20 protein-coding genes are annotated in these 19826 nt (G+C 64.3%); 11 read left to right on the forward strand and 9 right to left on the reverse strand.

The genetic code is table 11. From position 1 onward, the window contains the following. Positions 1-167 precede the first annotated feature (167 nt). On the reverse strand, positions 168-1460 hold the full coding sequence (locus B2U07_RS19300) for an NCS2 family permease (RefSeq protein ID WP_296277536.1): 1293 nt from the start codon (positions 1458-1460) through the stop codon (positions 168-170). Positions 1461-1661: 201 nt separating this feature from the next. Between B2U07_RS19300 and B2U07_RS19305 the strand changes: the two genes are divergently transcribed. Next, a complete protein-coding gene (locus B2U07_RS19305; RefSeq protein ID WP_296277538.1) occupies positions 1662-2213 on the forward strand; it encodes a DJ-1 family glyoxalase III in 552 nt (183 codons plus the stop codon). A 184-nt stretch (positions 2214-2397) separates the two neighbouring features. Here B2U07_RS19305 and ada read toward each other — a convergent pair whose 3' ends face one another. Then, positions 2398-3420 (reverse strand): bifunctional DNA-binding transcriptional regulator/O6-methylguanine-DNA methyltransferase Ada, encoded by a 1023-nt coding sequence (ada, locus tag B2U07_RS19310; protein ID WP_296277539.1) that lies wholly within the window; start codon positions 3418-3420, stop codon positions 2398-2400. A 169-nt stretch (positions 3421-3589) separates the two neighbouring features. On the opposite strand from ada, the gene B2U07_RS19315 reads away from it, so the two are divergent. Further along, positions 3590-4762: an HD domain-containing phosphohydrolase gene (locus tag B2U07_RS19315; protein ID WP_296277541.1), complete on the forward strand. Its 1173-nt coding sequence runs from the start codon at positions 3590-3592 to the stop codon at positions 4760-4762. Positions 4763-4878: 116 nt separating this feature from the next. On the opposite strand, the gene B2U07_RS19320 is transcribed toward B2U07_RS19315, so the two are convergent. Beyond that, positions 4879-5592 (reverse strand): SIMPL domain-containing protein, encoded by a 714-nt coding sequence (locus B2U07_RS19320; protein WP_296277543.1) that lies wholly within the window; start codon positions 5590-5592, stop codon positions 4879-4881. 191 nt (positions 5593-5783) lie between these two features. Here B2U07_RS19320 and B2U07_RS19325 point away from each other — a divergent pair, with 191 nt between their 5' ends. From B2U07_RS19325 to B2U07_RS19340, 4 genes are all read left to right on the forward strand, one after another. Further along, the gene (locus B2U07_RS19325) at positions 5784-7037 is read left to right on the forward strand and encodes an ATP-binding protein (protein ID WP_197857584.1); all 1254 of its coding nucleotides are present in this window, start codon (positions 5784-5786) and stop codon (positions 7035-7037) included. A gap of 15 nt (positions 7038-7052) precedes the next feature. Then, positions 7053-7613, forward strand: coding sequence for a response regulator transcription factor (locus B2U07_RS19330; protein ID WP_013714077.1), 561 nt, complete (start codon positions 7053-7055; stop codon positions 7611-7613). Positions 7614-7816: 203 nt separating this feature from the next. Further along, positions 7817-8758 carry an AEC family transporter gene (locus B2U07_RS19335; protein WP_197857583.1) on the forward strand — a complete coding sequence of 314 codons (942 nt, stop codon included), beginning with the start codon at positions 7817-7819 and terminating at the stop codon, positions 8756-8758. 43 nt (positions 8759-8801) lie between these two features. Then, the gene (locus tag B2U07_RS19340; protein ID WP_296277544.1) at positions 8802-9323 is read left to right on the forward strand and encodes a hypothetical protein; all 522 of its coding nucleotides are present in this window, start codon (positions 8802-8804) and stop codon (positions 9321-9323) included. A 74-nt stretch (positions 9324-9397) separates the two neighbouring features. Here the strand turns inward: B2U07_RS19340 and B2U07_RS19345 are convergent, their stop codons facing one another. The 6 genes from B2U07_RS19345 to gatC form a co-directional block, all read right to left on the reverse strand. Then, entirely contained in the window at positions 9398-9787 is a 390-nt protein-coding gene (locus B2U07_RS19345; RefSeq protein ID WP_296277546.1) for a carboxymuconolactone decarboxylase family protein, read from the reverse strand. A 2-nt stretch (positions 9788-9789) separates the two neighbouring features. After that, positions 9790-10884 (reverse strand): calcium/sodium antiporter, encoded by a 1095-nt coding sequence (locus tag B2U07_RS19350; protein ID WP_197857580.1) that lies wholly within the window; start codon positions 10882-10884, stop codon positions 9790-9792. 91 nt (positions 10885-10975) lie between these two features. Further along, complete coding sequence (locus B2U07_RS19355) at positions 10976-11398, reverse strand: septal ring lytic transglycosylase RlpA family protein (protein WP_275547161.1); 423 nt, start codon at positions 11396-11398, stop codon at positions 10976-10978. A 68-nt stretch (positions 11399-11466) separates the two neighbouring features. After that, the gene (gene gatB, locus B2U07_RS19360) at positions 11467-12912 is read right to left on the reverse strand and encodes an Asp-tRNA(Asn)/Glu-tRNA(Gln) amidotransferase subunit GatB (RefSeq protein WP_296277548.1); all 1446 of its coding nucleotides are present in this window, start codon (positions 12910-12912) and stop codon (positions 11467-11469) included. 14 nt (positions 12913-12926) lie between these two features. Continuing rightward, entirely contained in the window at positions 12927-14378 is a 1452-nt protein-coding gene (gene gatA / locus B2U07_RS19365; RefSeq protein ID WP_296277550.1) for an Asp-tRNA(Asn)/Glu-tRNA(Gln) amidotransferase subunit GatA, read from the reverse strand. 15 nt (positions 14379-14393) lie between these two features. After that, positions 14394-14681, reverse strand: a complete 288-nt coding sequence (gatC, locus tag B2U07_RS19370) for an Asp-tRNA(Asn)/Glu-tRNA(Gln) amidotransferase subunit GatC (protein ID WP_275547159.1) — start codon at positions 14679-14681, stop codon at positions 14394-14396. 228 nt (positions 14682-14909) lie between these two features. Here gatC and mreB point away from each other — a divergent pair, with 228 nt between their 5' ends. From mreB to rng, 5 genes are all read left to right on the forward strand, one after another. Next, on the forward strand, positions 14910-15947 hold the full coding sequence (mreB, locus tag B2U07_RS19375) for a rod shape-determining protein MreB (protein ID WP_013714086.1): 1038 nt from the start codon (positions 14910-14912) through the stop codon (positions 15945-15947). A gap of 152 nt (positions 15948-16099) precedes the next feature. Beyond that, positions 16100-17089 (forward strand): rod shape-determining protein MreC, encoded by a 990-nt coding sequence (mreC, locus tag B2U07_RS19380; RefSeq protein WP_296277634.1) that lies wholly within the window; start codon positions 16100-16102, stop codon positions 17087-17089. Then, complete coding sequence (gene mreD, locus B2U07_RS19385) at positions 17089-17577, forward strand: rod shape-determining protein MreD (protein WP_197857576.1); 489 nt, start codon at positions 17089-17091, stop codon at positions 17575-17577. Before mreC ends, mreD begins: the two co-directional genes overlap by 1 nt. Positions 17578-17624: 47 nt before the next feature. Next, complete coding sequence (locus B2U07_RS19390) at positions 17625-18260, forward strand: Maf family protein (protein WP_275547158.1); 636 nt, start codon at positions 17625-17627, stop codon at positions 18258-18260. 69 nt (positions 18261-18329) lie between these two features. Then, positions 18330-19787, forward strand: a complete 1458-nt coding sequence (gene rng, locus B2U07_RS19395; RefSeq protein ID WP_197857574.1) for a ribonuclease G — start codon at positions 18330-18332, stop codon at positions 19785-19787. Positions 19788-19826: the final 39 nt, after the last annotated feature.

Genomic DNA, 19826 nt, shown 5'->3' on the forward strand with positions numbered 1-19826 from the left:
CTATTGGTGGACATGAAAGGCGATGTCCACCCTGCGTGTTGGCCAGCTGGGTGTCGTAGGGTGGATGACGCTTTTTTCATCCACCGCTGTGCGGCCGGAGAGAGGGTGTTGGTGGACATGAAAGCGATGTCCACCCTACACCTGTTGCCGCCTAACTTGTGTGCTGATCAGGCGAAGTAGGCCAGCTTGACGATGAACAGGGCGGACAGCACCCACATCGCGGCATTCAGCTCGCGGGCACGACCGGACAGCAGCTTGATGCCGGTCCAGGCGATGAAGCCGAAGGCGATGCCGTTGGCGATGGAGAAGGTCAGCGGCATGGCCAGGGCGGCGACCACCACGGGAGCGGCGACGGTCAGGTCGTCCCAGTCGATCTGCGCCAGGCTACTCATCATCAATACCGCGACGAACAGCAGCGCCGGAGCGGTGGCGTAAGCCGGTACCGAACCGGCCAGCGGGGCGAAGAACAGGCTGAGCAGAAACAGCCCAGCGACCACGCAGGCGGTCAGGCCGGTGCGCCCGCCAGCGCTGATGCCGGCGGCGGATTCGATGTAGCTGGTGGTGGTGCTGGTGCCGAGCGCGGCGCCGGCCATGGTCGCGGTGCTGTCGGCCAGCAGGGCGCGGCCCAGGCGTGGCATCTTGCCGTCCTTGTCCAGCAGGTCGGCCTTCTGCGCGACGCCGACCAGGGTGCCGGAGGTGTCGAACAGGTCGACGAAGAGGAAGGCGAAGATCACGCTGATCAGGCCGATATCCAGCGCGCCGGCGATATCCAGCTGCAGCAGGGTCGGCATCAGCGATGGAGGCATGGAAATCACGCCCGGCAGCTCGGACAGGCCGAGCGCGATGGACAGGCCGGTGACCAGCAGGATGCCGATCATCACCGCGCCGGTGATCTTGCGATAGGCCAGGGCGGCGATGACGAAGAAGCCCAGGCAGGCCAGCAGCGCGCCGCCCTGGCTCATGTCGCCCAGGCCGACCAGAGTGGCCGGATGATCGACCACGATGCCGGCGTTCTTCAGCGCGATGATCGCCAGGAACAGGCCGATACCGGCGGCGATGCCGGCGCGCAGGGCCAGAGGGATGCTGTTGATGATCCACTCGCGGATCTTGAAGATCGACAGCAGGAAGAAGATCGCACCGGAGAGGAACACCGCGCCCAGGGCGGTCTGCCAGCTGTAGCCCATGGTCATGACCACGGTGTAGGTGAAGAAGGCGTTGAGGCCCATGCCCGGCGCCAGGGCGATCGGGTAGTTGGCTAGCAGACCCATGATCAGCGAGCCGATGGCGGCGGCCAGGCAGGTGGCGACGAACACCGCGCCGTGATCCATGCCGGTCTCGGCCAGCATGTTGGGGTTGACGAAAAGGATGTAGGCCATGGTCAGGAAGGTGGTGATCCCGGCCAGTACCTCGGTGCGCACCGTAGTGTTGTGGGCTTTGAGTTGGAACAGTCTTTCCAGCATGGTGGCTCCCCGAGGCGCGAGCGCGCCGAAAAATTGGTCTGCAGAAAGCAAAGCACATTCGTCCGTACGGGCCGGAAAATTGCTCGATCGTGCAAAAGCCGCGCATCATACCAGCAAGGTTTTGCCGGGTGAATTTATGGTCTTTTCGGCCTTTTCATGACCGGGCGGACAGTTTCGCTTTATGCCTGGAGGAGTTGAAAGATGAGCAAGCGTGCACTGATTGCCGTCGCCGATGGCGTCGAGGAACTGGAATGCGTGACCCTGATCGACGTGCTGCGCCGCGCCGATGTGGAGGTGCTGGTGGCGAGCGTCGAGGAGCGGCGGATGATCACCTGCGCCCGTGGTACGCGCCTGACGGCCGACGCCATGCTGGTGGACGTGCTGGCCCAGGACTTCGACCTGATCGTCCTGCCCGGCGGCATGCCTGGCGCGCAGCGCCTGGCCGATTTCGAGCCGCTGGCCGAACGGGTGCGCCAGCAGGCCAAGGGCGGCGAACTGTTCGCCGCCCTGTGCGCTGCGCCTGCGGTGGCGTTGCAGAACTACGGTGTGCTCAGGCAGCGGCGCATGACCTGCTACCCCGCGTTCAGTGATCGTCTGAGCGGCTGCACCTTCGTCGACGAGGCGGTGGTGGTCGACGGCAACTGCATCACCAGCCAGGGCCCGGGCACGGCATTGGCCTTTGCGCTGACCCTGGTCGAGCATCTGGTCGGGCGCGGCACGCGCAGCGAGGTGGCCAAGGCAATGCTGGTGTAAGGGGCGCGCGCTGAATCCGTTCCCCGGATTGCATCCGGGCTACGTCTCCTGGCCTTCCTGCTCCAGCAACTGACGCTTGCGCTGCAGCTATGTAGGGCGGGTGCAACCCGCCATCAGCGGCCTGGCGGGTTACACCCGCCCTACGAACGACGACCTCCGGGTGCGTCGGGAAGCCGCCGATGGGTTACGACTGCTCCTGCTCCAATAGTCGCCGCTTGCGCTGCAGCCCCCAGCGATAGCCGCTGAGGCTGCCATCGCTGGCCACCACGCGGTGACATGGCAGCAGCAGGCCGATGGCATTGCTGGCGCAGGCGCGGGCAACCGCTCGCGGATGACTATCCAGTTGCCCGGCCAGCTCGGCATAACTGCGGGTCTCGCCGCTGGGGATGTGCTGCAGGGCCTGCCAGACGCGCTGCTGGAATGCGCTGCCGCGAATGTCCAGGGGCAGATGAGCCGCGCGCTCGGGTTCTTCGAGCTGCGCCAGCACCTGCTGCAGCCAGCTGTGCAGGCCTGCCTCGTCCTCTTCGAGCTGCGCCGCGGCAAAGCGCTGTTGCAGTTCCTCGCGCAGGGCCGCCGGCTGATCGCCGAACAGCAGCGCACAAACGCCCTTGTCGCTGGTGGCCAGCAGCACCTGGCCGAGCGGGCAGGGCGCGATGCTGTAACGCAAGCGCTCGCCGGCCCCGCGTTGGCGGCGTTGTGCCGGTGACAGGGCCTGGGGCTTTTCGTACAGGGCGCGGGTGCCGGAATAGCCGGCGGCCAGGGCCGCATCGAGCACGCTATCGGCCTTTGGTAGATGAGCCTCCAGGCGCTGGCGCCGTTGCGCCGTGGCCCAGGCGTTGGGCGTCATGCCGGTGCGCGTCTTGAACGCTCGGGCCAGATGCGATGACGACAAGCCGATGCGTGCGGCCAGTTGCGTCAGTGTCAGGCGCTGTTCGCCGCGCAGCAATTCACAGGCGGCCGCGACCAGTGCGTCGAGTTGTTGTGCCGGGCTCTGGCCTTGCGGCGAGCAGCGCTTGCAGGGGCGAAATCCAGCGGCTTCTGCACTTTGCGCATCGCCATGAAAACTGACGTTGTCGCGCCGTGGTCGCCGCGCCGGACAGTTCGGTCGGCAATAGATGCCGGTGCTGCGTACGGCGAAGACGAAGCGTCCGTCGAACGCCTCGTCGCGTTCGCAGACGGCCTGCCAGCAACGTTCCTGATCGAGCATGGGGATGCCTTGCGCTAAGGATCATGGTGTCGATTGTCGGCTGGCGCCGCTGCTCTGCCAATCCGTATTGCACTTTCAAACCCCAGGCAAGGTCATTTGTATGACGGCCTGAGCGCAACTACAGCCCAGCACCGTCGATCAGGGTAGACGGGTGCAAACGGAGGTCGCCATGCGCGGGATGCTCGACAGGTCGGAGCAGGAACTGATTCTGGTGGTGGATGATGCGGTGGATGCACGACAGCGGCTCGGCGCGCTGCTGGTCGATCGCTATCAGGTGCGACTGGTCGGCAACGAAGAGGCCCTGCAAGCTGCCAGGGCACGCCCGCAACCGGATCTGATCCTGCTCAACTGGCAGGATGACTATGCATTGTGCCGCGAGCTGAAGAGCGACCCGCAAACCCGCTATATCCCGCTGATCCTGGTGACGGCCAGAAGCGATGCCGCCGACGAGCAGTTGGGCTTCGACCTCGGCGCCGCCGACTACATCACCAAGCCGGTCAGCCCGCCCATCGTGCTCGCCCGCGTGCGGGCGCAGCTGCAGCTCAAGGCCGCAACCGATTACCTGCGGGACAAAAGCGAATACCTGGAACTCGAGGTCAAGCGCCGTACGCGTGATATCCAGCGTTTGCAGGACGTCACCATCGAGGCCATGGCCAGCGTCGCGGTGATGCGCGACAACCCGCGCAGCCGTCGCCTGGCGCGGATCGAGCGCTACATGATTGGCCTGTCCACCGCCCTGGCGCGGCAGCAGCCTGCCCTGTCGGAGCTTTTGAGCGAGGAGCGCATCGCCCAGTTGGGCAAGTCGGCCATGCTGCATGTGATCGACAGGCTGACCCTGCCCGATCGTATCCTGCTCAGCCATGGCGAGCCGGACGAGAGTGACCTGCACCTGTTGAGCGAGGGGGTGATCGCCGGCTGTGATGCGCTGGAAAGGGCCGAGCGCAAGCTGGGCAGCATCACCGACTTCTTGTCCGACGCCAAGGACATCGTCTACGGCCAGCACGAACGTTGGGACGGCAAAGGCTATCCGCAGGGCCTGTTCGGCGAGCAGATACCGCTGTCGGCACGTCTGATGGCGCTGGTCGGCCACTTTGAGGAGCTGACCTGCCAGCATGCCTACCTGCCTCCTGTCAGCCCGGAGCAGGCGGTGGCGCAAATCTGCGCGGCCAGCGGCACGCGCTTCGATCCGCTGGTGGTGTTGGCCTTCGTCGAAGCAGCGCCGGAGTTTCTGCATATCGCCAAAACCCTGGCCGATGATGCCGCTGTGGTCGGCGTCGAGCTGCAGCGCCTGGAGGATTCGCTGGGGGAAAGCATCGAGATGACTCTGCCGCCAGCGCCTTGACGTAAGACGGCTCCGGCAGTTGCGCGTCTCTATCCACGCTTTCGAGCAAGTGTCGGCAAGGAATGCGAAACGCCGTTATCCGTCGATAACGGCGTTTTCTCGTTTTCGCTCGGGGATCAGGGCATCTGCACTTCGATGACGCCATCGGCGCTGACCGTGACCTGGCTGGTGCCAGCCTCTATCTGCGGCGTGGGCGCTGCATCCATCATCGCCATGCTCTTGGCTTCGAAGTTGCGTATGGCCATCGGCGGTTGGAATCCCCCGGTGCTGATGCTCAGGTTGACCAGCTTGTAACTCTTGCCGCCCAGTGCTTCCGTGGCCAGTTGCGCGCGTGCCTTGAAGGCGTCGACGGCGTCCTTGAGCATGGCGTCCTCGCGGGTCTTGCGGGTGTCGGTGGCGATGCTGAAGTCCATGCCGGCCATCTTCATCGATTGCAGCAGGTCGCCGGTCAGAGCCGACAGACGAGCGAAGTCGGCACTTTCCATGCGCACCTCGGCGCGCTCGCGCCAGGCGGTGATCTTCTGCCCCTTGTCGTCATACACCGGATAGCTGTTGCGGCTGCCCAGCTTGACCGAAACGCCGCGCACCTGGCGTACCCGCTCCAGGGTCTTGTTGAGGGTATTGGTGATCTCGGCTGCCAGTTTGGCCGGGTCGCTGTTCTGCGCTTCGGTGTAGAGGGTAACGTGCATCAGGTCGTGGGCGACCTCCTGGTTCACCTCGGCGCGCAGGGCGATCTGGTTGTAGCGCGCCTCGTCGGCAAGCAGACCTGTACTGGTCAGGCCGGCGATGGTCAGGGCGAGGATGGAGGCGATACGGGGCATGGTGCGCATGTGCAGTTCCTTTTTCAGTGGCCTTGATGGCCGTTTCCCGAGGGTAGACGAAGACGGGTGACGATTCGGGTTAACCTGTTTGAGTTTTTTTGCGCGTTCAAACAGGGGGGCAGAGGTGTGCGTCCGGTTGCCGCAGCGGCGCAGGGCCGCAGCAGGCTTGGTTATACTCGCCGCGATCAATTGGAGTCGCCATGCTCGAACCTGTGCAGTTACTCTCCGCCAGTCGCCAGAATCTCTGGCGCCTGACCCTCATTCGAATTCTGGTGCTGGCCGCCCAGGCAGGCTCGGTCGGGCTTGCCTACAAATCGGGCATGATACCGCTGCCGTGGTTGCAGTTATCGGTCACCCTTGGCGTTTCTCTGCTGCTGTGCCTGGGCACGGCGCTGCGCCTGCGCGGTCCCTGGCCGGTGACCGAGGTCGAGTACGCGGTACAACTGGGCTGCGACCTGATCATCCACAGTGTGCTGCTGTATTACTCGGGCGGTTCGACCAATCCCTTCGTCTCCTATTACCTGGTGCCGCTGACCATCGCCGCGGCGACGCTGCCCTGGCTATTTACCATCGTGCTATCGGGCCTGGCCCTGACTGGATATACCCTGCTGCTGGTATGGACGCACCCGCTCGAACTGCCCGCCGCTCGCGAGAGCCTGCTGGTCTACGGCATGTGGCTGAGCTTCGCCCTGGCGGCATCGTTGATCACCTTCTTCGTAGCCAAAATGGCCGAGGAGCTGCGTCGGCAGGACGAGCTGCGTGCCGAGCGCCGCGAGGAAAGCCTGCGTGATCAACAACTGCTGGCCGTGGCCACCCAGGCCGCTGGCGCCGCCCACGAACTGGGCACGCCGCTGGGCACCATGAGCGTGCTGCTCAAGGAACTGCGCCAGGAATACCGCGACACGCCCGCCCTGCAGGACGACCTGGCCCTGCTGCAGGAGCAGGTCAAGCTGTGCAAGTTCACCTTGCAGCAGTTGGTGCGCGCCGCCGAGAACGATCGGCGCCAGGCGGTTATCGAGCAGTCCAGCGTGGAGTGGCTGGAAACCACCCTCAATCGCTGGCACCTGATGCGCCCCGAGGCCAGCTACCGCTACCAGTGCCTGGGCCGTGGCACGCCGCCGCGCATCATGCCGCCGGCAGACTTGACCCAGGCGCTGCTCAACCTGCTCAACAACGCTGCCGATGCCTGCCCGGACAAGCTCGACATCTGCCTGGACTGGGACCATCAGTGGCTGCGCCTGAGCATTCGTGACCATGGCGTCGGCGTGCCGCTGGCCATCGCCGAACAGCTGGGTCGACCTTTCTTCACCACCAAGGGCAAGGGCTTCGGCCTGGGGTTGTTCCTCAGCCAGGCCAGCGTGACCCGTGCTGGTGGCACGGTTAAGTTGTATAACCATGAAGAAGGCGGCACCCTCACCGAATTGAAGTTGCCGCGTGCCTATGGCGTGGCCTGATTAGGAAAACCAAGCATGAGCGAAGAATCCCTGTTCGAAGGCGAAGAGCATCCGCATCTGCTGCTGGTGGATGATGATCCCACCTTCACTCGCGTGATGGCGCGCGCCATGAGTCGCCGCGGCCTGCGCGTCTCCACCGCGTCCAGCGCCGAAGAGGGCCTGGCCCTGGCCAAGGACGATCTGCCGGATTACGCCGTGGTCGACCTGAAGATGGAAGGCGACTCCGGCTTGGTACTGCTGCCCAAGCTGCTGGAGCTGGACGCCGAGATGCGCGTGGTGATTCTCACCGGCTATTCCAGCATCGCCACCGCGGTGGAGGCCATCAAGCGCGGCGCGGCCAACTACCTGTGCAAGCCGGCCGATGCCGACGACGTGCTTACCGCGCTGCTTTCCGAGCACGCCGACCTCGATAGCCTGGTGCCGGAAAACCCGATGTCGGTGGACCGCCTGCAATGGGAACACATCCAGCGCGTGCTGGCTGAGCACGAGGGCAACATCTCTGCTACTGCCCGCGCCCTCGGCATGCACCGCCGTACCTTGCAGCGCAAGCTGCAGAAGCGCCCGGTTCGCCGCTGATGCGCTGCAGCGTATCGGGCGTGCTGCGCGCTTTTTTGTAGGAGCGGATTTAGCCGCGAAACGTCTGGCTCACCGGCCTAATCGCGGCTGAGGCGGAATGCCGCCCAGCCGTCCTGCGCGAGCGAATATTGGCGTTCTGTGCCCATAGCCTAGAAATGCTTAGCCAGCTAACATAGGTCGTCAGACAACCTGCTGGTGTCGTCATGCTCGCCGTCGCTGCACAAACCCTCGCCATTACTGCGCCCGTTTTCGCCATGCTGTTTCTTGGCGTGGTGCTCAAACGTGTGCGCTGGATCGATACGTCCTTCATCGACACAGCCTCGAGCCTGGTGTTTCGCGGCACCATGCCGACCCTGTTGTTTCTTGGGGTGGTCAAGGCCGACCTGGATGCGGCCATGCAGCCGCAGTTGCTGACCTACTTCTTCCTGGCCACCGTGGCCTCGTTCTTCGTGGCCTGGGCCTGGGCGATCTGGCGGGTGCCGTTCGAAGACCGCGGCATCTACACCCAGGGCGCCTTCCGCGGCAACAACGGCATCGTCGGCCTGGCACTGGCCACCAGCATGTACGGTGACTACGGCCTGTCGGTCGGCTCGTTGCTCGCGGCATTGGTGATCCTCTGCTACAATGCGCTCTCGGCCGTCGTACTGGCCATCTACAGCCCCGGCGTCAAGCCCGGTGCCAAGGCCATCGTACGCAGCATCGTGACCAATCCGATGATCATCGGCGTGCTGATGGCGGTGCCGATCGCCTACTGGAAAATCCCCCTGCCGCAGTGGTTCCTGACCTCAGCTGAATATTTCGCGCAGATGACTTTACCGCTGGCGCTGATCTGCATTGGTGGCACCCTAAGTCTGGCGTCACTGCACCGTAGCAGCGGTACCGCCATCGGCTCGGGCATGATGAAAATGGTCTGGCTGCCCCTGCTGAGTACCTCTGGCGCCTGGCTGCTGGGCTTTCGCGGCGCGGACCTGGCGATCCTCTTCCTCTATTTCGCCAGCCCGACGGCGGCGGCCAGCTTCGTCATGGCCCGTGCGGTGGGGGCCAACCATGAGCTGGCGGCAGCCATCATCGTCATCACTACCCTGGCGGCAGTGGTCACCACCAATATCGGTCTGCTGTTGCTGCAGTGGGGTGGCTGGATCTAGCGTTTCGGTAGTCGCCTGAACTCGGTTTTCAAGGAAAAGAAAAATGAGTGATTCCATCCACTGGTTCGTTGTGACCTGTCCCAGTGACGAGCAGGCGCGTGTGCGGGGGCGGGCGCTGCTGGGCTGGATGATCGAGCGAAAGATCGTCGCGGCGCAGGTCTGCCCGCGCAGTGGCCTCTATCTACCGGGGGATAATGCGCAGCGATTCGACCAGGGTATCGACTACTGCGGCGTTCAGCTCGTACAGGAGCGTACCGTATTCCATGCGGGCGACAGTGGCGTGGAAGGATTGGCCTGCCCGAGCTGTCAGCAGGTCAGCGCGGCTGATGAAATCGTCTGGGACGAGGCTGTCGGCAACTGGTTCGCCGGGCACGACGATGCGACGCTGAACTGCCCGGCCTGTAAACGGGCCGGACGCCTGCACGACTGGCAGTTCCTGCCCATGCCCTGGGCCTTCGGCAATCTGGGGGTGGGCTTCTGCAACTGGTGGCCCGATGAGCCGATGATCCAGGCACTGCTGGCTGAACTGGGGTCTGATACGCGTCAGGTTCGCCAGCACATCTGAGGTTTTGCCTCAGAGGCTGAGCCAGAACGCCCGATGCGCCTCATGTTCCGCCGCATGGGTACGCAGGCGGGCTGCTAGGTTTCAGATGCGTTGCGCTGCCATTCGTCGATCACCTCCTGCGCCGCGCGGAAGGCATCGATGCTGGCCGGCACACCGGCATACACCGCGCAGTGCAGCAGGGTTTCGCGAATTTCCTCGACGGTGCAGCCGTTGTTCAGCGCGCCGCGCACGTGGCCCTTGAGTTCCTGCGGGCATTTCAGTGCGGTGAGCGCAGCCAGGGTGATCAGGCTGCGCGTCGCGCGCGGCAGGCCGCTGCGCGTCCACACGCCGCCCCAGGCATGCTCGTTGACGAAATCCTGCAGCGGCTGGGTGAACTCGGTGGCATTGCCCAGGGCGCGGTCGACGAACGCATCGCCCATCACTTCACGGCGTACCTGCAGGCCGCGTTCGTGGCTGTCGCTCATGCTCAGACCTGCTCGCCACGTTGTTTGTGCCAGGCACGCCCAGCAATGATCACCAGGGTAATGACGGTTAGCGGCAGCACATAGCCGATCATTGCGTCACCGAAGGTTTCGGCCTGCGGGCGGCCCGTGCTGAACAGCACCAGATACAGGGTGTAGGCCACGTAGTAGGCGAGGAACAGCAGACCTTCCCAGCGGTTGATGCGATAGCCGGTGAAGAAGATCGGCAGGCAGGCCACCGCCACGGCAATCATCACCGGGAAGTCGAAGGCCAGCGCATTGGCGGCTACCGGAATGGCTGCCGGCGAAACCAGCGAGGCCAGGCCCAGCACGCACAGCAGGTTGAAGATGTTGCTGCCGACGATGTTGCCCACGGCGATGTCGCGCTCGCCCTTGAAGGCCGCGATGATCGAGGTGGCCAGCTCCGGCAGCGAGGTGCCGATGGCGATCACCGTCAGGCCGATCACCAGCTCTGAAAGCCCCAGGGCGCGAGCCAGTTGCACGGCGCCTTCGACCAGGAAGTTGGAGCCCACCACCAGCAGCACCAGGCCCGCGATGACCAGGCCCAGGTTGATCGCCCAGGCATAGGGTTTGGGCGCTTCGTCGAGGCCGAACTCCTTGGCGAACTCGTCATCCTCGTTCTTGTTCTCCTTGCGCGCGCTGTAGATCAGAAAACCGGTGTAGGTCAGCACGCCGGCGAACAGCAGGGCGCCGTCGAGGCGACTCAGCGCGCCGTCCCAGGCCAGCGCATAGACCACCAGGCTGGCGCCGATCATGATCGGCACATCGAGGCGGATCAACTGGCGCGAGACGATCAGCGGCGCGACCAGGGCCGTCACACCGAGGATCAGCAGGACGTTGGCGATATTGCTGCCGATCACGTTGCCGATTGCCAGGTCGCCGCTGCCGTTGAATGCCGATTGCACGCTGACCGCGGTTTCCGGGGCGCTGGTGCCGAAGGCCACCACGGTCAGGCCGATTACCAGCGGTGGAATGCCGAACTGGGCGGCCAGCTTGGCGGCGCCGCGCACCAGCACTTCGGCGCCAGCGACCAGCAGCACCAGGCCGGCGATCAGGTAGACATAGGTCATCAGGGTCATTGCAGGGTAGCTCCGGAAAAAGTGCGGCTAGTGTAGCGATGGCGTTGTGCGCCGCCAGATGCTGCAGAAAGTTTTTGTTGCCAATTGTTGGTCAGTCCAGCGCCTCGACCCGTACCGGCACCACGCCTGCGCGCAGCATGTCCAGGCGCACGGCGGCGGCGCGTGAAACGTCGATCACGCGGCCGCGTACGAAGGGCCCACGATCATTGATGCGCAATACGACGCTACGTTCATTGTTCAGGTTGGTCACCCGCACACGTGTGCCGAACGGCAGGGTGCGATGCGCAGCGGTCAGCGCGCTCTGATCGAAACGCTCGCCGCTGGCGGTGCGTTTGCCGTGGTGCGCCTGGGCGTAGTAGGAGGCCTTGCCGGTTTCGCTGCCGCCTGCGCCGCCGCCGAAGGTGGAGCAGCCGCCGAGTGCGGCGAGTGCGGCAAGTAGAATGCAGGTGCGTAGCCCGGATGCAATCCGGGGCAATGAAGGTTCCCGGATTGCATCCGGGCTACGGATCGTCATCTGTTGTTTCCCCATAAAAAACGCCGGCGGAACCCGGCGTTTTTCAGTATCAAGCGAACCGGTCTGGCTCAGCCTTCGAGCTTCTTCTTCAACAGTTCGTTCACTTGCCCCGGGTTGGCTTTGCCCTTGGAGGCTCTCATGGCCTGGCCGACGAAGAAGCCGAACATCTTGCCGCGCTTGGCTTCGTCGCTGGCGCGGTACTGCTCGACCTGCTCGGCGTTGGCCGCCAGCACCTCATCAAGCATCTTCTCGATGGCGCCGCTGTCAGTAACCTGCTTGAGGCCCTTGCTCTCAATGATCGCATCGGCGCTGCCTTCACCGGCCGCCATGGCCTCGAACACCATCTTGGCGATCTTGCCGCTGATGGTGTTGTCCTTGATGCGCAGGATCATGCCGCCCAGTTGCTCGGCGGACACCGGCGACTGCTCGATCTCCAGACCCTCTTTATTGAGCAGGCTGGACAGCTCGCCCATCACCCAGTTGGCGGCCAGCTTGGCATCGCCGCAGGTTTTCGCGACCGCTTCGAAGTAGTCGGCCATTTCACGGCTGGCGCTGAGCACGCTGGCATCATAGGTGGACAGGCCGAACTGACTCTCGAAACGCTCGCGCTTCTGCGGTGGCAGCTCGGGCAGCGCGGCACGCAGTTCGTCGAGGAAGCTGCGCTCGATGACCACCGGCAGCAGATCCGGGCAGGGGAAGTAACGGTAGTCGTTGGCTTCTTCCTTGCTGCGCATGGAGCGGGTCTGATCCTTGTTGGGGTCGTACAGGCGGGTTTCCTGCACCACCTTGCTGCCGTCTTCGATCAGCTCGATCTGGCGTTGCACTTCGTGGTTGATGGCTTTCTCGATGAAGCGGAACGAGTTGACGTTCTTGATCTCGGCGCGGGTGCCGAACTCGGCCTGGCCCTTCGGCCGTACCGACACGTTGCAGTCGCAGCGCAGCGAGCCTTCAGCCATGTTGCCGTCGCAGATGCCCAGGTAGCGCACCAGGGCGTGGATGGCCTTCACATAGGCCACCGCTTCCTTGGCCGAGCGGATGTCCGGCTCGGAAACGATTTCCAGCAGCGGCGTGCCGGCGCGGTTCAGGTCGATGCCGCTCATGCCGTGGAAGTCTTCGTGCAGGCTCTTGCCCGCATCCTCTTCCAGGTGCGCACGGGTGATGCCGATGCGCTTGACGGTGCCGTCTTCCAGGGTGATGTCGAGGAAGCCCTTGCCGACGATGGGATGATCCATCTGGCTGGTCTGGTAGCCCTTCGGCAGGTCCGGGTAGAAGTAGTTCTTGCGCGCGAAGACGTTACGCTCGGCGATCTCGGCGTCGATGGCCAGGCCGAACTGGCAGGCCATGCGCACGGCTTCGGCGTTGAGCACCGGCAGGGTGCCGGGCATGCCGAGGTCGACCAGGCTGGCCTGGGTATTGGGCTCGGCGCCAAAGGTGGTGGCGCTGGCCGAGAAAATCTTCGATTGGGTGCTGAGCTGAGCGTGAATCTCCAGCCCGATGACGGTTTCCCACTGCATGTCTTGATCCTTCCTCAGAAGCCGCTCGGTGCGTGTTTGTGCCAGTCGCTGACCTGTTGGTACTGGTGCGCGACGTTGAGCAGACGACCTTCTTGGAAGTAGTTGCCAAGCAACTGCACGCCCACCGGCAGGCCATCGACGAAGCCGGCCGGCATCGACAGGCCGGGAATGCCGGCCAGGTTGGCGGTGATGGTGTAGATGTCTTCCAGGTAGGCGGAAACCGGGTCGGCGTTCTTCTCGCCGAGCTTCCAGGCCAGGTTCGGCGTGGTCGGGCCGAGGATCACGTCGACGTCATTGAAGGCGGCGACGAAGTCGTTCTTGATCAGTCGGCGGATCTGCTGGGCCTTGATGTAGTAAGCGTCGTAGTAACCGGCAGACAGCGCATAGGTGCCGACCATGATGCGGCGCTTCACTTCCTCGCCGAAGCCTTCGCCCCGGGAGCGCTTGTACAGGTCCTGCAGGTCTTTCGGGTTCTCGCAGCGGTAGCCGAAGCGCACGCCGTCGAAGCGCGACAGGTTGGAGCTGGCTTCCGCCGGGGCGATCACGTAGTAGGCCGGGATGGCGTGCTGCAGGTTCGGCAGGCTGATGTCCTTGACGGTGGCGCCGAGCTTTTTCAGCTCCTCGACCACGGCCATGACCTTCTCGCCGATGCGTGCATCGAGGCCGGCGCCGAAGTATTCCTTCGGCAGGCCGATGCGCAGGCCGGCCAGCGGCTGGGTCAGCGCCGCCAGGTAGTCATCGACCGGCTGATCGACGCTGGTCGAATCCTTGGCGTCGAAACCGGCCATGGCGCCGAGCAGCAGGGCGCAGTCCTCGGCGGTGCGGGCCAGTGGGCCGCCCTGATCAAGGCTGGAGGCGTAGGCGATCATGCCCCAGCGCGAGACGCGGCCGTAGGTCGGCTTGATGCCGGTGAGGTTGGTCAGCGCCGCCGGCTGGCGGATCGAACCGCCGGTGTCGGTGCCGGTGGCGGCCGGAATCAGGCGCGCCGCTACGGCTGCAGCGGAACCACCTGAGGAGCCGCCGGGCACGCGGCTTGTGTCCCAGGGGTTCTTGACCGCGCCGTAGTGGCTGGATTCGTTGGCCGAGCCCATGGCGAACTCGTCCATGTTCAGCTTGCCGAGGGTCACGGTACCGGCGTTGGCGAGTTTCTCAACCACGGTGGCGTCGTAGGGCGCCTTGAAGCCGGTGAGGATCTTCGAGGCGCAGGAGGTCAGCACGCCGTTGGTGCAGAACAAGTCCTTGTGCGCGATCGGCGCGCCGAGCAGGGCGCCGTTCTCGCCAGCGGCGCGGCGGGCGTCCGCGGCCTTGGCCTGTTCGATGGCCAGCTCTTCGGTAATGGTGATGAAACTGTTGAGCTGGGGGTCGAGCTGATTGATGCGCGCCAGCAGGGCGCGGCTCAGTTCTTCGGCGGAGAATTGCTTGTCGGCGAGGCCGCGGGCGATCTCGGCCAGGGTCAGTTGATGCATGTCGGGCCCTTTCCTTTATTCGATGACTTTCGGCACGAGGTACAGGCCGCTTTCCACGGCCGGGGCGATGGCCTGGTAGGCGTCGCGCTGGTTGCTCTCGTTGACCACGTCGGCACGCAGGCGCTGGGTCGCTTCCAGCGGGTGCGCCATGGGTTCGATGCCCTGGGTATCGACGGCCTGCATCTGGTCGATCAGGCCGAGGATGTTGTTCAGGGTCTCGGTGGTTTGCGGAATATCGCCTTCGTTCAGACCCAGGCGGGCCAGGTGGGCGATTTTTTCCACCTCGGAGCGTTCAAGCGCCATCAGGGGTTCTCCAGGGGAAGTGTGACAGAGAGGACAAGCAGGGAACGGATGCCGCGAGCCGGCGGTCAAAGGCCGCGCTGTGCAGCTGCAAGGCCCGGAAAAACAGGCAATCTACCATATTGCCGCCTTGCTCAAAATCCCTGCCGTTGTTAGAGTTTGCCGCACTTTTTACCCGCGCGTTTTTCCGCGTCTGACTTTTACCCACGCGTTGCCTAGGGTCCCTTCCTAATGTTCAAGAAACTGCGTGGCATGTTCTCCAGCGATCTGTCGATCGACCTGGGTACTGCCAATACCCTTATTTATGTGCGCGAGCGCGGTATCGTCCTGAATGAGCCGTCCGTGGTCGCCATCCGTACCCACGGCAACCAGAAGAGTGTCGTGGCTGTGGGCACCGAGGCCAAGCGCATGCTCGGCCGTACCCCCGGCAACATTTCCGCGATTCGTCCGATGAAGGACGGCGTGATCGCTGACTTCAGCGTCTGCGAAAAGATGCTGCAGTACTTCATCAACAAGGTTCACGAGAACAGCTTCCTGCAGCCGTCGCCGCGCGTGCTGATTTGCGTGCCGTGCAAGTCGACCCAGGTCGAGCGCCGCGCCATCCGTGAATCGGCCCTGGGCGCCGGTGCCCGTGAAGTGTTCCTGATCGAAGAGCCGATGGCCGCTGCCATCGGCGCCGGCCTGCCGGTCGAAGAGGCCCGCGGTTCGATGGTCGTCGATATTGGCGGCGGTACCACCGAAATCGCGCTGATCTCCCTCAATGGCGTGGTTTACGCCGAGTCCGTACGTGTGGGCGGCGACCGTTTCGACGAAGCCATCATCACCTACGTGCGCCGCAACTACGGTTCGCTGATCGGTGAAGGCACCGCCGAGCGCATCAAGCAGGAAATCGGTACTGCCTATCCGGGTGGCGAAATCCGTGAAGTCGACGTACGCGGCCGCAACCTGGCCGAGGGCGTGCCGCGCAGCTTCACCCTGAACTCCAACGAAGTGCTCGAAGCGCTGCAGGAATCGCTGGCGACCATCGTCCAGGCGGTCAAGAGCGCCCTGGAGCAGTCGCCGCCCGAGCTGGCCTCGGACATCGCCGAGCGCGGCCTGGTGCTGACCGGTGGTGGTGCGCTGCTGCGCGACCTGGACAAGCTGCTGAGCCAGGAAACCGGCCTGCCGGTGATCGTCGCCGAAGACCCGCTGACCTGCGTCGCCCGTGGCGGCGGCAAGGCCCTGGAAATGATGGACCGCCACGCCATGGACCTGCTCTCCACCGAGTGAGTCCCGCGGCTGTGGACGCTTGCCGTGCCGCCTCCGGGCGGCACGCGCATATTCGAGCATTGCAGTACACTCGGCCCAACCTTCGCCAGACCGGTTCGCCCTTCGCATGAATTCGCGCGCTTTCCGCCCTCGTGGCGCACAAGGAGCAGCTTATTAAGCCGCTCTTCGCCAAAGGTCCCTCGCTGGGCATTCGCCTACTGGTATTTGCCGTGCTGTCGGCAGTGCTGATGGTGGCCGACGCCCGCTTCGACACGCTCAAGCCCGTGCGCAGCATGATGGGCACGGTGTTGACGCCCCTGTACGAGCTGGCCGAGCTGCCCGTGCGGGCCTGGGAAGGCGCGACCCAGCAGATTTCCTCGCGCAGCGAGCTGGTGGCCGAGAACGAGAAGCTCAAGGCCGAAGCCCTGTTGCTGCAGCGCCGCCTGCAGAAGCTGGCGACCCTGACCGAGCAAAACGTGCGCCTGCGCGAGCTGCTCAACTCCGCGGCGCTGGTGGATGAAGAGGTGCTGGTCAGCGAACTGATCGGCGTCGACCCCAACCCGTACACCCACCGCATCCTGATCGACAAGGGCGAGAAGGACTGCGTCGACGAGAGCAAGCAAAACTGCGTGTTTCTCGGTCAGCCGGTGCTCGATGCGCGTGGCCTGATGGGCCAGGTGGTGGAGGTCATGCCCTATACCTCGCGCGTGCTGTTGCTCACCGACAACACCCACAGCATCCCCGTGCAGGTCAACCGTAACGGCCTGCGCGCCATCGCTGTCGGCACTGGCAATCCGGAGAGCCTCGAGCTGCGCCATGTCGCCGATACCGCCGATATCAAGGAAGGCGATCTGCTGGTCAGCTCCGGCATGGGCCAGCGTTTCCCGGCCGGCTACCCGGTGGCCACGGTCAAGGAGGTGATCCACGATTCCGGCCAGCCGTTCGCCATCGTCCGCGCCACACCGACCGCGGCGCTCAATCGCAGTCGTTATCTGCTTCTGGTGTTCTCCGACCGGCGCAGCCCCGAGCAGCGCGCTTCCGATTCGGCCCAGGCCCAGGAGGCCGCTGACCGCGAGGCCGAGCAGGAACGTACCCAAGGCGAGCAGGCGCCCGCGTCGACCGCCACTCCGGCCGCAGACGCTCCCGCACAGGAGGCGAACTGATGGTCGGCGTAAAGTCTCGTAACGGCTGGGTGATCTGGTTGAGTCTGGCCTTCGCGCTGCTGCTCAGCGTCGCGCCGCTGCTCGAGTTCATGCAGATCGGCCGCCCGCTGTGGGTCGCCCTGATCCTCACCTACTGGGTGCTGGCGCTGCCGCACCGCGTCGGCCTGACCACCGCGTGGATTCTCGGCCTGGCGCAGGATGTGCTGTTCGGCACGCTGCTCGGGCAGAACGCGCTGATCCTTACCTTGATCACCTTTCTGGTACTGAGCCTGCACCAGCGCCTGCGCATGTTTCCCATGTGGCAGCAGAGCATGGTGCTGATGGTGGTGTTCGGTCTCGCCCAGCTGGTGCAGCTGTGGCTCAATGCGCTGACCGGCAGCCGCCCGCCAACCCTGGCCTTCATCCTGCCGGCGCTGGTGAGCGCCCTGCTGTGGCCGTGGATCTGCGTCATCCTGCGGGGGCTGCACCTGCGCCTCAACGTCAACTGAACGCGGCCTGGCATGGCTGGCCGCGGTTCGCCAAGGGAGATACCCGCATGGCCGAGCTGTTTCTGGCCTCCGCTTCGCCCCGTCGCCGTGAGTTGCTGGCCCAGATCGCTGTGCCATGCGTCACGCAAATCGCCTCGATAGATGAAAACCCGTTGCCAGACGAGCCGGCAGCAGCCTATGTAGAGCGTCTGGCTCGCGAGAAGGCGCGGGCCGGCCTGCGCGCATTGGGCGAACGTGTCGATGCCGTGGTGCTGGGCGCTGATACCGCCGTGGTGCTCGATGGGCGCATTCTCGGCAAACCGGCGGATTTCGCCGAGTCGCGGGCCATGCTGCAGGCCCTGTCGGGGCGCAGCCATCAAGTACTGACAGCCGTTGCGCTGGTCGGCGATGGTCGCGAGTCGGCTCGTGTGGTCAGCAGCGAAGTGAGTTTTCGCCCTATCAGCGAGGCCGAAATCGAGGCGTACTGGGCCAGCGGCGAGCCATGCGACAAGGCGGGCAGTTATGGTATCCAGGGGTTGGCGGCCGTGTTCGTCAGCCAATTGCAGGGCAGCTATTCGGCGGTGGTCGGTCTGCCGCTGTGCGAAACTGCCGAGCTGCTTGGGGAATTCGGTATTGCCTGCTGGCAATTCCCGGCGCCAGGACATTTTCAGAAACCAGGCGACGGCAACGCGGCTGCGGGATGAGGTGTCCGAAAAGCTTGAGTCCGCGGGGCGGTGCAGTAGCCCGGCCGGCATGATCACCAGGATGGATGCATGAGCGAAGAGATTCTGATCAATATCACGCCGATGGAGTCGCGCGTGGCCGTGGTGGAAAACGGCGTGCTGCAGGAAGTTCACGTCGAACGCACGCAGAAGCGCGGCATCGTCGGCAATATCTACAAGGGCAAGGTGGTGCGCGTGCTGCCCGGCATGCAGGCGGCCTTCATCGACATTGGCCTTGAACGTGCGGCCTTCATCCATGCCTCGGAGATCTCCACCCGCGAAGGCGCTGCGGTGGAGCCGATCAGTGCGCTGGTCCACGAAGGCCAGAGCCTGACGGTGCAGGTCACCAAGGACCCCATCGGCAGCAAGGGCGCACGCCTGACCACTCAGCTGTCGATTCCCTCGCGTTACCTGGTGTACATGCCGCGCACCAGCCATGTCGGCATCTCCCTGAAGATCGAGGATGAAGGCGAACGCGAGCGCCTCAAGCAGGTGGTCGCCGATTGCGTTGCCGCCGAGGGCATCGAGGAGGCGGGCGGCTTCATCCTGCGCACCGCGGCCGAGGGTGCCGGCGCCGACGAGATTCTCATCGACATCCGCTACCTGCGCCGCCTGTGGGATCAGATTTCCGCGCAGGTGCAGACCGCCAAGGCGCCGTCGGTGATCTACGAGGATCTGTCGCTGGCCCTGCGCACGCTGCGCGATCTGGTCAGCCCGCGCACCGAGAAGATTCGCGTGGACTCGCGGGAAACCTTCCAGAAGATCACGCAATTCGTCGCCGAACTGATGCCGGAAATCGCCGATCGCCTGGAGCACTATCCGGGCGAGCGGCCAATCTTCGACCTTTATGGCGTCGAGGACGAGATCCAGCGCGCCCTGGAGCGCAAGGTGCCGCTGAAATCCGGCGGTTACCTGGTGGTCGACCCGGCCGAGGCGATGAGCACCATCGACGTCAATACCGGCGCCTTCGTCGGCCATCGCACGCTGGAAGAGACCATCTTCAAGACCAACCTGGAGGCGGCCACCGCGATCGCCCGCCAACTGCGCCTGCGCAACCTGGGCGGCATCATCATCATCGACTTCATCGACATGGAAGACGAGGAGCACCAGCGCCAGGTGCTGCGCACCCTGGAAAAGCAGCTCGAGCGCGACCATGCCAAGACCAACATCATCGGCATCACCGAGCTCGGCCTGGTGCAGATGACCCGCAAACGTACCCGTGAAAGCCTCGAGCAGATTCTTTGCGAGCCGTGCACCGCGTGTCAGGGGCGCGGCAAGCTGAAGACGCCCGAGACCATCTGCTACGAGATCTTCCGCGAAATTCTGCGCGAGGCGCGTGCCTACCAGGCGGAAAGCTATCGCGTGCTGGCCAATCAAAAGGTAGTCGATCGCCTGCTCGATGAAGAGTCGGGCAACGTCGCCGATCTGGAAGCCTTTATCGGGCGCACCATCAAGTTCCAGGTGGAAACCATGTATTCCCAGGAACAGTACGACGTGGTGCTGCTCTGAGCGCCGCAGGCACCGAGGGCGCTCTGGTGCGCCTGTTCT

The organism is Pseudomonas sp. UBA7530 (assembly GCF_002479365.1).
GTDB lineage: Bacteria > Pseudomonadota > Gammaproteobacteria > Pseudomonadales > Pseudomonadaceae > Aquipseudomonas.